This window comes from Arthrobacter sp. 05N425 (assembly GCF_056397125.1).
On sequence record NZ_JBFTMU010000002.1, the window covers coordinates 406,249 to 420,705 of the forward strand.

Annotated in this window: 11 protein-coding genes; 7 read left to right on the forward strand and 4 right to left on the reverse strand. The window is 69.8% G+C overall.

The window, feature by feature from the left end:
* Positions 1-29 precede the first annotated feature (29 nt).
* The 6 genes from AC1DGE_RS05185 (at position 30) to AC1DGE_RS05210 (ending at position 9,386) form a co-directional block, all read left to right on the forward strand.
* Positions 30-1,310 (forward strand): glycoside hydrolase family 32 protein, encoded by a 1,281-nt coding sequence (locus AC1DGE_RS05185; RefSeq protein ID WP_476892040.1) that lies wholly within the window; start codon positions 30-32, stop codon positions 1,308-1,310.
* Positions 1,311-1,319: 9 nt separating this feature from the next.
* A complete protein-coding gene (locus AC1DGE_RS05190) occupies positions 1,320-2,354 on the forward strand; it encodes an o-succinylbenzoate synthase (RefSeq protein ID WP_476892041.1) in 1,035 nt (344 codons plus the stop codon).
* A 158-nt stretch (positions 2,355-2,512) separates the two neighbouring features.
* The gene (locus AC1DGE_RS05195; protein ID WP_476892042.1) at positions 2,513-4,603 is read left to right on the forward strand and encodes a PhoX family protein; all 2,091 of its coding nucleotides are present in this window, start codon (positions 2,513-2,515) and stop codon (positions 4,601-4,603) included.
* 139 nt (positions 4,604-4,742) lie between these two features.
* On the forward strand, positions 4,743-6,494 hold the full coding sequence (gene argS, locus AC1DGE_RS05200) for an arginine--tRNA ligase (RefSeq protein WP_476892043.1): 1,752 nt from the start codon (positions 4,743-4,745) through the stop codon (positions 6,492-6,494).
* A 20-nt stretch (positions 6,495-6,514) separates the two neighbouring features.
* Positions 6,515-8,218, forward strand: coding sequence for a 2-succinyl-5-enolpyruvyl-6-hydroxy-3-cyclohexene-1-carboxylic-acid synthase (gene menD, locus AC1DGE_RS05205; RefSeq protein ID WP_476892044.1), 1,704 nt, complete (start codon positions 6,515-6,517; stop codon positions 8,216-8,218).
* Positions 8,219-8,432: 214 nt separating this feature from the next.
* Positions 8,433-9,386 carry a hypothetical protein gene (locus AC1DGE_RS05210; protein ID WP_476908833.1) on the forward strand — a complete coding sequence of 318 codons (954 nt, stop codon included), beginning with the start codon at positions 8,433-8,435 and terminating at the stop codon, positions 9,384-9,386.
* Positions 9,387-9,486: 100 nt separating this feature from the next.
* Here the strand turns inward: AC1DGE_RS05210 and AC1DGE_RS05215 are convergent, their stop codons facing one another.
* The 4 genes from AC1DGE_RS05215 to AC1DGE_RS05230 all read right to left on the reverse strand — a co-directional run bounded on the left by AC1DGE_RS05215 (position 9,487) and on the right by AC1DGE_RS05230 (position 13,573).
* A complete protein-coding gene (locus AC1DGE_RS05215) occupies positions 9,487-10,284 on the reverse strand; it encodes an amino acid ABC transporter ATP-binding protein (protein WP_175321393.1) in 798 nt (265 codons plus the stop codon).
* 4 nt (positions 10,285-10,288) lie between these two features.
* Complete coding sequence (locus tag AC1DGE_RS05220; protein ID WP_056737689.1) at positions 10,289-11,080, reverse strand: amino acid ABC transporter permease; 792 nt, start codon at positions 11,078-11,080, stop codon at positions 10,289-10,291.
* Between the two features lie 103 nt (positions 11,081-11,183).
* Positions 11,184-11,990, reverse strand: a complete 807-nt coding sequence (locus tag AC1DGE_RS05225; protein ID WP_441416905.1) for an ABC transporter substrate-binding protein — start codon at positions 11,988-11,990, stop codon at positions 11,184-11,186.
* A 257-nt stretch (positions 11,991-12,247) separates the two neighbouring features.
* Positions 12,248-13,573: an isochorismate synthase gene (locus AC1DGE_RS05230; protein ID WP_441416906.1), complete on the reverse strand. Its 1,326-nt coding sequence runs from the start codon at positions 13,571-13,573 to the stop codon at positions 12,248-12,250.
* Positions 13,574-13,660: 87 nt separating this feature from the next.
* On the opposite strand from AC1DGE_RS05230, the gene AC1DGE_RS05235 reads away from it, so the two are divergent.
* Positions 13,661-14,452, forward strand: a complete 792-nt coding sequence (locus AC1DGE_RS05235) for a demethylmenaquinone methyltransferase (protein WP_476908411.1) — start codon at positions 13,661-13,663, stop codon at positions 14,450-14,452.
* Positions 14,453-14,457 lie beyond the last annotated feature (5 nt).

Here is a 14,457-nt window from a genome sequence, read left to right on the forward strand (position 1 = left end):
GGCGCCGCGAACGGTACGAGAGTCATGCCATGAACAACCAGGAGCGCCGCGGACCCACCGCCGCGGTGGTTGCGGCACGCCACCCGGACGCTGCTTTTCCCCGCTTCCATCCGCGGCCGGCGCAGGGCTGGGTCGGCGGTCCCGCCGGCCTGTGTTTCCTCGACGGCCGGTACCACGTGTTCTTCCAGTTCAACCCGGACTCGGCGCTGCCCCGCCTGGTCTGCTGGGGGCACCTGAGTTCCCCGGACCTGCTCCGCTGGGAGGAACACCCGGTCGCGCTCCGGCCCCGGCTCCCGGGAACGGACGACTGGCGGCAGGACGGGCAGAACGCGGCGCGGGTGCCGCCGGATCCCCACGTCACCGCGGTGCGCGGTCCGTCCTTCTTCACCTTCCAGGGCCGGCGCTTTGCCCTGCGGGGGGCGGGCCTGGCCTCGGGGCACGCGGCCGTGCTGCTCTACCGCCCCGACGAGCTGCACGACTGGCGGTATGAGGGCATCTGGTTCACCACCGAGGACACCCTGGCCGCCAAGCACCTGCCGGCCGAAATCTGGGAGTGCCCGCAGCTGGTCCGCGTGCCGGACTCCTCCGGAGCCGAGACCTGGCTCCTGATGGCTTCGCTCCGGCCCGCCCCGGACGAACGCCACCATGCCGGCGGCGTGGGCTACCTGCTGGGATCGCTCGCCGAGGACACCGCCAGCGGATTGCCGGTCTTCACCCCGGCGCGGGGCGGCAAGGCGGACCTGGGGCCGGACTTCTACGCCCCGCAGATTCTGGCCCTGCCGGACCGTGCCCTGCTGTGGGGCTGGTCCGACGAGGTGTCGGGCCCGGACGGCCGCACGGGCCGCGGCCAGCCGGCCGCGGACGCCGCGGGCTGGGCCGGCCTGCTGACCTTCCCCCGGCAACTGGCGGTGCACGGRGACGCACTCGCCGTCGAACCGGCACCGGAGCTGCGCGGCTACCGGGGCCGCCAGCGCGCCAAGGGTGCCGCGGGAACCCTGCGACTGCCCGGCCAGACGGAAACCGCGGTCACCGGCGGGGAGGGCCGGATCCGGCTGGTCCTGGCCTCGACCGAGCAGGTCCGGGCAGTCTTCGCGGACACCGTGGCCGGCGGGGACGAACTGCGGATCTTCGTGGACGGATCGATCGTAGAGGTCTACCGTCACGGCTCGGTTCCGGCGACGGTGCGCGCCTACCCGGCGCCGGGTGAGGAATGGCGCCTGGAACTGCCGCACGGGGCGGCTGCCGATGTCTGGGACCTCGAGCAGCCCGGAACCGTCCGGCGCGAGGGCGGCAGCTGGAGCCGCGGGTAGAGTACAGCCATGCCCATCACTGCCGACCGCCCCACCCCTTCCGGCCTGAATCCCGGCGGCGTGGAGGAGCTCCTGGACCTGGCCCGGGTGGTGACCCTGCCGATGCGGGTGAAATTCCGGGGCATCATGGAGCGCGAGGCCCTGCTGCTCCCGGGCCCGCTCGGCTGGGGGGAGTTCTGCCCGTTCCCCGAGTACGGCGACGCCGAGGCCTCCCGCTGGCTTTACGCCGCCGTCGAGGCCGGCTGGCAGGGCTTCCCGGAACCCCTGCGGGACAGCATCCCGGTCAACGCCACCGTTCCCGCGGTCGCTGCCGACCGGGTGCCGGACATCCTGGCCCGCTTCGGCCGGGTGGACGCCGTCAAGGTCAAGGTCGCCGAGACCGGCCAGACGCTCGACGAAGACGCCGCCCGGGTGGCCGCCGTCCGCGCCGCGCTGCCGGACGCCGCGATCCGGGTCGACGCGAACGGGGGCTGGGACGTCCCCGCGGCCGTCGAGGCACTGACCCGGCTGGCCGCCGTCGGACTGGAATATGCCGAGCAGCCGGTGCCGGACATCGCCGGCCTCGCGGAGGTGCGCCGCCGGCTCAGGGCCGCCGGCGTTCCGGTGCTGATCGCCGCGGACGAGAGCGTGCGCAAGGAGGAAGACCCGCTCAAGGTGGCCCGCGCCGGCGCCGCGGACCTGGTTGTGGTGAAGGTGGCACCCCTGGGGGGAGTGCGGCGTGCCCTCGACATCGTGGCACGGGCCGGCCTGCCCGCCGTCGTCAGCTCCGCCCTGGACACCTCCGTGGGGATCCGCGCCGGGCTGGCGCTCGCCGCCGCCCTGCCTGAACTGCCCTACGCCTGCGGGCTGGGGACCGTGTCGCTGCTCGCCGCCGATGTCACCCGTGACTCCCTGGTCCCCGACGACGGCGCCATCCGCCTCCGCGACGTCGCCGTCGACCCGGGCCTGCTGTCGGAATACGCCGCAGCGCCGGAGCGGAGGGACTGGTGGCTGGACCGGCTCCGGCGCGTCTACGCCCTCCTGGCAGCAACGACTGCTCCGTAACGGCCCTTATCGGCGCCGAAAAGGGCGTTTACGACGCAACCGGCGGGCTTCGCGGGAACCGAGAGCGTTCACCCGATTTTCACCTTGGGGACTGCTCCGCGTTGTCCGGCGCTGGCAGGGTGGGGGGACGCATCCCTCTGCCCTGGAAGGTCCCACCCATGTCTGTCTCCTCCGGACGCAAGTTCTCCCTGCTGCCCATGCTGGGCCACACCAAGGGCAAGCGCAGCCCCGTGACCTGTGCACTCAAGTGCGACAACGCCTGCTCCGGCGAGGTCTGCAACAGCAGCTCGAACGGCTACTTCCGCGACATTGCCTCCGCCACGATGTCCCGCCGCGCCGCCCTCGGCTTCGGCGCCGCCGGCGCGCTCGCCGTCGTCTTCGGCAACGCCGTGACCTCTGCGGAACCGGCCGCCGCCGGTGGCCCCGGCCTGGCCGCGGCCGCCAAGTCCGGCTTCGGCAAGTCCAAGCTGCAGTTCACCGCCATTGCCCCGGTGGACGCCGCCGTCGACGCGTTCACGGTGCCGGCAGGCTTCAGCTGGCAGCCGATCATCCGCTGGGGCGACCCGCTCTTTAACGACTCGCCCGCCTTCGACGTGGACCGCCAGAGCGCCGCCGCGCAGGTCCGCCAGTTCGGCTACAACAACGACTACACGGACATCCTGCCGCTCGACGCCAAGGGCCGCCGTGCCGTGCTTTTCACCAACCACGAGTACACCAACGAGAGCATCATGCTCCCGGCCGGCTTCGACGCCGCCGAGACCCGGGCCATCGGGCGCGCCGCCCACGGCCTCACCGTCGTCGAACTGGAGCGCAAGAACAAGAACCAGCCGTGGCGCTACGTCCAGGGCGCCCCGCTGAACCGCCGTTTCCTGAGTGACACCAGCTACGAACTCACCGGCCCCGCTGCCGGCACCGCGCTCGTCACCACCGTTGCCGACCCGGGCGGGCGGACCATCAAGGGCACCCTGGGCAACTGCTCCGGCGGCACCACTCCGTGGGGCACCATCCTCTCCGGCGAGGAGAACTTCAACGGCTACTTCGTCTCCGCCGGAACGTCCGCCGCGGACAAGCGCTACGGCCTGACCAGCAAGCCCACGGCCCGCCAGTGGGAGCTCGATGACCCCCGCTTTGATACCCGCAACCCCGGCTACGCCAACGAAAGCAACCGCTTCGGCTGGATCGTGGAGGTGGACCCGCAGGACCCGACGTCGACGCCGAAGAAGCACTCCGCGATGGGCCGCTTCAAGCACGAAGGCGCCAACGTGATCGTGGCCGCCTCCGGGCACGTCGTCGCCTACATGGGCGACGACGAGCGCTTCGACTACCTCTACAAGTTCGTCTCCAGGGACAAGTACCGTCCCGGGACGACCGCGGCCGACCGCCGGCACAACATGGCCCTGCTCTCCGAGGGCGACCTCTTCGTCGCCAAATTCAGCGGCGACTCCCCGGCGGCCGAGATCGACGGCTCCGGCAAGCTGCCCGCGGACGGCGCCTTCGACGGTGCCGGGGAATGGCTCCCGCTGGTGGTGGGCGGCAAGTCCACGGTGTCCGGGATGTCGGTCGAGGAAGTCCTGGTCTACACCCGCCTCGCCGCGGACAAGGTCGGCCCCACCAAGATGGACCGCTGCGAGGACGTCCAGCCGAGCCTGCATACCGGCAAGGTCTACGTCGCGTGCACCAACAACACGGACCGCGGCAAGACCGGCAAGGAGGGCGCCACCGAGGTCAACCCGCGCACCTTGAACCGTGACGGCCACATCGTGGAAATCACCGAGACCGGCGACCAGACGTCCACGAAGTTCAACTGGAACCTGCTGATGGTCTGCGGCGATCCGGCCAAGAACACGTCCGCGTACTTCGCCGGCTTCCCGGCCAGCCAGGTCTCGCCGATCTCCTGCCCGGACAACCTGGCCTTCGACTCGGTCGGCAACCTGTGGATTTCCACCGACGGCGCGCCCTCGACCACCGGCTACGCCGACGGTCTCTTCAAGGTCACCCTGGCCGGTGCGGAGCGCGGCCGCGTGGAGCAGTTCCTTGCCGTGCCGCGCGACGCCGAGACCTGCGGACCCATCATCCACGATGAGGAACGGCACGTCTTCGTCGCCGTGCAGCACCCGGGCGAGGACGGCAGCTTTGAGGCGCAGAACTCCCGCTTCCCGGACTACGTCGCCGCCGGTGCGACGCCGAAGCCCGGCCAGGCCCGGATCCCGCGTCCCTCAGTCGTCCAGGTCTTCCGGGCCGACGACTAGCCCCTCAAAGTAACGCGGGGTCACTTCGCGCCCATTCCGGGGGGCCTGATGGGCGCGAAGTGACCCCGCGTTGCTTCTGCGGGAGCGTCCGGGCATGGCGGGAACTGATAATTTGAACAGTGTGAATAATCCGGCCGAAATGGTTGTCCCCAGAGTCCAGGCAGCTATTGCCCACGCGTTCGGCGAGGAGTTCCGCCAGACGGACCCGGTGATCCGGCCCTCGCAGTTCGCGGACATCCAGATCAACGCCGCCATGGCCCTTGCCAAGAAAGTCGGCCTGCCGCCCCGCGACGCCGCGGCGAGGATCGTGGAGGCCCTGGACCTCGACGGCGTCTGCAGCCTGGTGGAGATCTCCGGGCCAGGCTTCATCAACCTCACCTTCGACGGCACCTGGATCGAGGAGCTGCTCAACGCTCCGGCCCCCACCGGCGGGGGTGCGCAGCCCGCGCCACTGCACCGCGTCGTCGTCGACTATTCCTCCCCGAACGTGGCCAAGGAAATGCACGTCGGGCACCTGCGCACCACCGTGGTGGGGGACAGCATCGTGCGCGTGCTCGAGGCGCTGGGGCACACCGTGATCCGGCAGAACCATATCGGCGACTGGGGCACCCCCTTCGGCATGCTGATCGAGCACTGGCTCGAGGTGGGCGAGGACTCGCCCGAGGCCGCCCTGCTGGTCGATGACCCGAGCGCCTTCTACCAGGCCGCGCGGGCGAAGTTCGACGCCTCCGCCACGGACCCGGACGGCTTCGCCACCCGCGCCCGGCTCCGCGTGGTGGCACTGCAAGGCGGGGACCCTGAGACGTTCGCGGTCTGGCAACGGCTCGTGGCCCAGTCGAAGCGCTACTTCAACGCGATCTACGCGATGCTCGGCATCAGCCTCACCGACGACCACATTGCCGGCGAAAGCTCCTACGACGCGCACCTGGCACAGCTGTGCCAGGAACTCGAGGAGCGCGGCATCGCCCGGATCAGCGAGGGCGCGCTCTGCACCTTCCCGGCCGGCTTCACCGGGCGGGACGGCGATCCGCTGCCGCTCATCATCCGCAAGTCCGACGGCGGCTACGGCTATGGCACCACCGACCTCGCCACGATCCGGTACCGGGTCCGCGAACTGGAGGCGGACCGGGTGCTGTACGTCGTGGGCGCGCCGCAGAACGTCCACCTGCGGATGGTTATGGCCACCGCGCGCGACGCCGGCTGGCTGCCGGACACGGTCGAAGCCACCCACGTCCAGATCGGCAACGTGCTCGGCGAGGACGGCAAAATCCTCAAGTCCCGCGCCGGCAACCCGGTCAAGCTGATGGCGCTGCTGCAGGAGGCCGTGGACCGGGCCCGCGCCGTCATCGACGCCAGCCGGCCCGAGCTCAGCGACGCCGAACGGGCGGTCACGGCGCGGCAGGTGGGCATCGGCGCCGTCAAGTACGCCGACCTCTCCACCGGGCACGACACCGAGTACGTTTTTGACTTCGACCGGATGCTCGCGCTGACCGGAAACACCGGCCCGTACGTCCAGTACGCGGCCGCCCGGATCCGCTCGATCCTGCGCAAGGCCGGGGCCCTGGACCAGCACCTCGACGGCGCCGCCGCCGCGTCCGCAGCGCCCGCGGCGGCGATCGCCGTCGTCGAACCCGCCGAACGCGCCCTGGCCCTGCACCTGCTCGAATACGACGCGACGCTGCAGAAAGTCGGCGAACTGCTCGAACCGCACCGGCTGTGCGCCTACCTCTTCGAGCTCGCGCAGCTTTTCACCTCTTTCTACGACCAATGCCCCGTGCTCAAGGCCGACGAAACGGTCCGGGAATCGCGGCTGGCCCTGTGCGGACTGGTCCTGCGGCGGCTCTCCAGCGGCCTGGAGCTGCTGGGCATCGAGACGCCGGAGAACATGTGAGCCCGGCCGGGGAACCGGCCGTGCCTGCGGGCGGCGGGCTGGGGGCGGTCGAGGCCGCACGGGTGGCCGTCGCGGCCCTGATCGGCTCGGGGGTGCGCTACGTCGTGGTGGCCCCGGGGTCCCGGTCGGCGCCGATGGCCTATGCCCTGGCAGAGGCCGATGCCGCCGGCCGGGTGGAGCTGCTGGTCCGGATCGACGAACGCGACGCAGGCTTCACCGCGTTGGGCCTGGCCCTGTCCACCGGCGCCCCCGCGGCCGTGCTGACCACCTCCGGCACGGCGGTCGGGAACCTGCTGCCGGCCGTGATGGAGGCCAACCACGCCGCCGTGCCCCTGGTGGTCCTTTCCGCCGACCGGCCCGAGGAACTCCGCGGCACCGGGGCCAACCAGACCACCGTCCAGCCGGACCTCTTCGGCGAGCATGTGCGCTTCGCCGCCGACGTGCCCGCGGGCGACAATCCGCTCCGCGCCGTCGAGACCGCGCTGAGCGCCGCCACCGGAGCCTTCGAGGACATCCCGCCCGGGCCGGTGCAGCTGAACCTGGCGTTCCGTGACCCGCTGGTCCCGGCCGCCGGCGACGGCCTGGGGGAAGCGTCCGGCCGCAGGATCCACCAGGCCGCGCGGCATCCGCTCGCCCTGGATTTCCCGGCCGCGTCCGCGGCGCTGCCCGAGCGGCGCACCGTGGTCCTGGCCGGGCACGACGCCGGCCCGGTCGCCGAGGCGTTCGCCCGCGCCCATGGCCTGCCGCTGCTCGCCGAGCCCTCCTCCAACGCCAGGTTTGGTCCGAACGCGGTGGGCCCCTACCGGCTGCTGCTGGAGCACTTCGGCCCGGAGTCCGCCCAGCCGATCGAACGGGTTGTACTGTTCGGGCGCCCCACGCTGTCCCGGCCGGTGTCGGCCCTGCTCGCCCGCGCCGACGTCCCGTCCGCCCTCTACCAGCCCGTTCCGGTGGCCTGGTACGAGCCCGGCCGCCGCACCGAACTGCCGCTGGAGACCCTCGCCGACCTGGCCGACTTCGCCGGCCGGGGCCCGGCGTCCTGGCTCGATGCCTGGCTGCTGGCCGGCGCCGCCGCCCAGCACACCCTGGACCTGGTGCTCACCGGTCCCGCCGCCACCGGCCCGGCGGTCGGCGCCCTGGTCTGGGAACACGTCCGCGGGCAGCTCGTGCTGGGCTCCTCCAACGGGATCCGCGACGTCGACCTCGCAGGCGCCCCGCCCCAGGAGCCCCAGGCCACGGTGTTCGCCAACCGGGGCCTGGCCGGGATTGACGGCACCCTCGCCACAGCCACCGGCATCGCCGTCGGCGGCCGGCAGGAAACCACCGTGCTGCTGGGCGATGTGACCTTCCTGCACGACGCCGGCGGGCTGCTGCTGGGCGCGGGGGAGACCGTGCCGGCGCTGCGGATCGTGGTCCTGAACGACGCCGGCGGGGCCATCTTCGGGCTCCTGGAGCACGGCGCCGTCGAACGGACCGGGCGCTACGGCACCGCCGTCGAGCGCCTTTTTGGCACCCCGCACACGGTTGACCTTGCCGCCCTCGCCGCCGCGTACGGGGTCGCGCACCGCGCGGTCAGTACGACGGCGGACCTTGCGGCGGCACTCGGGGAGCCCGTGGTGGGCCGCAGCATCATCGAAGTGCGGACGGACCGCCACGGCCTCCGCGAGCTGCACGGGCGCATCCGCACTGCCGTCTCCGCCGCCGTGGCCGGGGTCCTGGGCCGGTAGCACCCGGTTTTCGCTACGACTCGCCGTCGGCCCGGCGCGGCGCCCCGAGCCTGGCGACGCGCACCGAGCATGGCGACGCGCGAAATACCTTGCGAGGCCCGAATACCAGCAGCGCCAGTTGCTTTGCGCAGCGCGGAACGAGAAGCGCGTCGTGTTGTCCACATGCTGGCGCCGCGGGATGGTGCGGCCGCCGCAGGACTGGGACCGTCGATCCATGAATGAATTGCCCAGGCTGATCCTCACCCGCGATCACATCCAGCGGGGAATGGCTCCCAAGGAGTTGGCTAGCCGCTGCCGGTCGGGTGCGTTGGTCCGGGTGCGCCAGGGCGTCTACGTTGATGGGGGTGCCTGGCGGGCGTTGAGTCCCTGGGACCAATACCGGGTCCGGGTCAGTGCGGCCGCGGAGACGTTTATTGCGCCGACGATCTTTGCCCGGCATTCCGCCGCTTCAGTATGGAGGATTCCGACTATTGGACTCCGGCACCCCGTTCACGCCTTAACCCTGCAGAACGACGGCGGCCGCTCCCGGGCCGGCGTGCTGCGGCACTATGCGCCGCCGGCCGGATTGGAGTACGTCGAACGGGACGGGCTATTGGTGACCGGAAGGGTGCGCACAGTGCTGGACATTGCCGCCTTTACACCGTTTGCCGAGGCAGTGGTGCCGCTTGACCACGTGCTTAGGCCTGAGGTCGAGCAGCGCCTGCCAGCCTTGACGAAGGAGCAGCTTTCGGCCGGAATCGAGGGAAATTACTCGGCCGCGGCACGGCGGCGGATCCTGACGGCACTGGATTTTGCGGATCCGAGATCCGGATCCGCAGGCGAATCATATAGCCGGGCGCTCATGCGGATAGCCGGGTTCCAGGCGCCGGAACTCCAGTATGCGATTCGCGATGGTGCGGGCCTCGTGGGCTACGCGGACTACTTCTGGGGCGGAGTCCGGGTTGCCGGCGAGTTCGACGGCGTCGAGAAGTACGTCAAGCCCGAGTTTCTGTTGGGCCGGACCCCGTCGCAGGCCGTCGTCGCCGAGAAAGACAGGGAGAACCGGATCCGGGCACAGGGAAACGGCGTGGTCCGGTGGGTCTGGTCGGACCTGATGGAGCCAGCCCGGCTGGAACGAAAGCTGGCAGCCGCCGGCGTGCCCCGCCGTCGTGCGCGCTCCGCATGCTGAAGGTGATGCGCAAACCATTCCACGACGCGCAAAAGCCCCTGCGCTACCGAATTCCGGTAGCGCAGGGGCTTTTGCGCGTCGCCCAGCGGATTCCGCCGCTTTACTCCGCGATGTCGATGTGCGTCGGGTCGAGCACGCGCCGGAGGAATTCCTTGGTGCGCGGCTGGGTGGGGGCACTGACGACCTGCTCGGCTGCGCCTTCCTCCACCACAACGCCGCCGTCCATGAAGACCACCCGGTCGGCGACTTCGCGGGCGAAGCCCATCTCGTGGGTCACCACCAGCATGGTCATGCCTTCCTTGGCCAGGTTCCGCATGACGGCGAGCACATCGCCCACGGTCTCCGGGTCCAGGGCCGAGGTGGGCTCGTCGAACAGCATCAGTTCGGGGTCCATGCTCAGCGCCCGTGCAATGGCCACCCGCTGCTGCTGGCCGCCGGAAAGCTGGTCCGGGAACCTGTCCGCGAGGTGGTCCAGGCCCACGCGGGCCAGGTTCTTCCGGGCCACGTCGGAGGCGTCGGCCTGGCTGCGCTTGAGCACCTTGGTCTGCGCGATCGTGCAGTTCTGCAGCGCGCTCAGGTGCGGGAAGAGGTTGAACTGCTGGAACACCATGCCGACCTTGCGGCGCATCTTGTCGATGTCCACGTCCGGGTCGGTCGACTCGAATCCGCCGACGTGGATGGTGCCCACGTTGGGCTTCTCCAGCAGGTTGACACAGCGCAGCAGGGTGGACTTGCCGGAGCCCGAAGGCCCGATCAGGCACACGACTTCGCCGGGAGCGACCTCGAGGTCGATGCCCTTCAGGACCTCGTTGGCGCCGTACGACTTGCGGAGGTCCTTGATGGAGACCCCGGCGGCCTGGATCTGCTTCGCGGCAGCCGATGACGTTGATTCAGTCATGGTCCTAGCCCTTCGTCTTGGCGGTGCGGGATTCAAAGCGGCGGGCCAGAATTCCGAGCGGAACGGTGATGATCAGGTAGCAGGCGCCGGCGATCACCAGCGGGGTCAGGCCGGCGTTGGGCTGCGTGATGCCGTCGCGGCCGAACTTGGTGAGTTCGTACTGCGACGCTGCCAGGCCCAGGAGGTAGACCAGGGAGGAGTCCTTGGTGAGCAGGATGACCTCGTTGGTCAGCGGCGGCAGGACGATCTTGAACGCCTGCGGGATGACAATCGAAACCATGGCGCGCCAGTGGGGCATGCCCAGCGAGCGGGCGGCCTCGAGCTGCCCCTTCGGCACGGCCTGCAGCCCGGCCCGCAGGGTTTCGGCGATGTACGCCGCGGCGACCATGCCCAGTGCGAGCATCACGGTGACGTAGATGTCGAAGCGGACGCCGAACGCCGTCGGAATGCCGAAGCCGAAGGCAATGAAGACCAGCAGGGCCGGGACGCCGCGGAAGAACTCGATGTACAGCGTGGCGATCCAGCGCCAAACGGCCACCGAGGAGAGCTTCATCAGCGCCAGCAGCAGGCCGCCGGAGAGACCCACCACAAAGCTCAAGGCGGTGTAGATCAGCGTGTTCTTCAGCGCCAGGGTGATGATCTCCGGGAACTGCTTGACCGCGGAATCCCAGTTGAAGAACGCCTTGCCGATGGAGGCCCAGTCGGCGAAGAGGATGAACAGGACGACGGCGAGTGCCAGCAGTCCGTACTGAACGGACCGGCTGACGCGGGCCCGTTGGCGAACAGTCATTGCCATGTGATTGCCTTTTACATGTTGCGGGGCGGTTCCGGGCCAGGAGTCGGCCGGAGCCAACGACTGATCCGGAACCGCCCTGCTGTGGTCGGTCCGGGCGGGTGGGTTACTTGGCGGCTTCGCCGAACCAGGTGGTCTTGAGCTTGGTCATGGTGCCGTCGTCGGCAAGGCGCTTGAGCGTCTTGTCCACGGACTCGGTCATGGCCTTGTTGTCCTTCTTGATCGCGACGCCCAGCTTCTCGCCGGTCTTGTAGGTCTCTGCGAAGACCAGGCTGTTGTCGCCCTTGGCGGCGAAGCCCAGAACGGACTGGTTGTTGATGGCAGCGTCCACGCCGCCGGTCTTGATCGCCTGGATCAGCAGGCCGGTGTTCTCGTACTGGATCGTCTCCAGACCCTTGGACTTGGCGTATTCTTCGCCGGTGGTGCCCTGCTGGACGCCGACTTTCTTACCCTTGAGGTCGGCCAGGGTCTTGAGCCCGGACGCCTTCGTCACGAGCAGCGAGAGGTCGTCGTCGAGGTACGGGGTGGAGAAGTCCATGACGGTCTTGCGAGCATCGGTGATGGAGATGCCCGAGATGGCGACGTCGCACTGGTTGGTGTTCAAGGCCTGGCCCGACTGGATGCCCTCGAAGGCCACGGTCAGGACGTTCGGCTCGACCTTGAGATCCTTGGCGATCTCGGATGCCAGATCCATGTCGAAGCCGACGTTCTTGCCGTCCTTGACGAACTCGAACGGCTCGTAGGGGATGTCCGAGCAGACCGTGAGCTTGCCGGATTCAATCAGCTTGACGCCGGAATCGGTGGTCGTCGAGCCGCCGGAAGAGCTGCAGCCGGTCAGGGCAAGGGCGCCGACGGCCACGAGGGCAGCCGCCTTGGCCGCGGAGCCGGCCAGGAAGGAACGGGAGATCAGCATTTCTTTACCTTTTGTTGCAGGGGCATGCGAGTCCAAAACGACTTGTAGTCTATCGCCGAATAAGAGATGTGCATCACAGGAAACTTAGTTTCACTATTGGATAACTAATTGCCGCCAAATATCAAGGGGCCGCACCCGGCGGTTGTCTGTGATTACGGATTCCCGCGCGGGCCGGGGCGCGCGGGCCGGGGCGGCCCCGCCGAGGCGGCCCAAGCGGGCCAAGCGGCCCGTCGGGGCCCAGGGCCAGCTGCTGATGGCTAGCTGCTGATGCCGAGGGATTCCAGCATCGGCCGGAACTTGGCCCACGTCTCTGCCAGTTCGGCCTCGGGGACGGAGCCCTCGACGACGCCGCAGCCGGCATAGAGCCGGACGGTGTCCGGCCCCTCGATGACCGCGCCGCGCAGCGCGATGCCCCACTCGCCGTTGCCGGCGGCGTCGAGCCAGCCGACTGGGCCGGCGTACGGGCCGCGGTCCAGGTGCTCAAGTTTGCGGATGAGGGCTCCGGCCACGGTGGTGGGGGTGCCGCAGACCGCGGCCGTGGGGTGCAGGGCGTTGATCAGGGCCAGGCAGGTGGGCACATGGCCTTCCACCTCGGTCAGTTCGGCCTTCACGTCCGAGGCCAGATGCCAGACGTTCGGCAGTTCCAGGATGAACGGCTCGCTGTGCGCATTCATGGCCTCGGAGAAGGGCGCCAGCTGCGTGGTGAGCGACTGGATGGCAATGTCGTGCTCATGCCGCTGCTTCTCGGACCCGGCCAGCACGCGCTCGGCAAACTCCATCGGCGAGCCGGCCATCCCCTCGGCGTCGCGCCGGTCCAGGGTCCCGGCCAGGACGCGCGCCTGAGCCGTGCGGCCCTCGACCTGGATCAGCATTTCGGGGGTGGATCCCACCAGCCCGTCCACGCCATAGGTCCAGCATTCGCGGTACCGGACCGCGAGCTGGCGCAGGATCTCGGCGGCGTCCACGCCGTCGGGCAGGGTGGCCACAATGTCCCTCGCCAGGACCAGCTTCTCCAGCGCCCCGGTGCGGATTTCGGCGACGCCCTCGGCAACGGCGGCCATCCAGTCGGCCTCGGTGAGGGACCCGGTGCTGAGCTTGGCTTCCCGCGACGGCGTCTGCCCCGGCGCCGCTGCGCCGTCCACGTCGAGCCAGCGCCGCAGGGCGGCGCGGGCGCCCGCCTCGGTGAGCTCGCCGTCGTCGAACGTGAGCTGGGTGAGCCAGGCTTTCCCGTCGCGCAGGCCCACCACGATTTCGGGGACGATCAGCCGGGAGGCGTGTTCGGAAACTTTGGAGAAGGCGAAGGAGCCGAAGGCGACCGGGCCGGTGCCGGGGCAGCCGACGGCGTCGGTGATGTCCGCCTCGAGGACCAGGTGCCGCCACCAGATGTCCGCCTCGAGGAACCGCTCGGGGCCGGTGGCGCTGAACCGGGCCACCTCGCCGAAGCCGACCAGGCCGGCCTCGCGTCGCGTCCAGCAGAGTACGTCGTCACGGACCAGAAACGACGGCAGCCCCCCGGGGAACGAATCGGCATCGAGGGGGACTGTCAGGGTCCTGATAATTCTGGTATGGAACGCGCTCGTCATGATGAGATAACACTACTCCCGCCTCGCGCCGCGCCCCGGCCCGGCCCGTGGTTAGGGGGTGCGTCGAAGATTTGAGACAATAACGGGGTGAACCGAGCATCCTTGGATAAGCGTCCGGACGAAGTAGCCACGATGTTTGACGACGTCGCCCCCAAATACGACGTCGTCAATGACGTCCTGTCCATGGGACAGACGCGCCGTTGGCGCAGGGTCGTCGTTGAAGCCATGGATGTGAAGCCCGGCCAGCGCGTGCTGGACCTGGCCGCCGGAACCGGCACGTCCAGCGAGCCGTACGCCGACGCCGGCATCGACGTGATCGCCTGCGATTTCTCCCTCGGCATGCTCAAGGTCGGCAAGCGCCGCCGCCCGGACATCGATTTCATCGCCGGTGACGCCACCCGCCTGCCGTTCGCGGACAACACCTTCGACGCCAGCACCATCTCCTTTGGCCTGCGCAACGTCAACGAGCCCAAGAAGGCCCTTGCCGAGATGCTCCGGGTCACCAAGCCCGGCGGCCGCCTGGTCATCGCCGAGTTCTCCCAGCCGGTGGTGCCGCTCTGGCGCACCATGTACACCGAGTACCTGATGCGCGCGCTGCCCGCGATCGCCGTCAAGGTCTCCTCCAACCCGGACGCCTACGTCTACCTTGCCGAATCCATCCGCGCCTGGCCGGACCAAGACCACCTCGCCGCCTGGTTGCAGGAAGCCGGCTGGGAGTCCGTCACGTACCGCAACCTCAGCGGCGGCATCGTCGCCGTCCACCGCGCCCAGAAGCCCGCGGGCCCGGCTGCCGGACCCGCTGCGGGCGCCTCCGCGCTTGCCAACCACACCGGCCCCGTGGCCAAGCTGCGCCGCAACATCACCCGGCCCGAACGTTAGCCGAC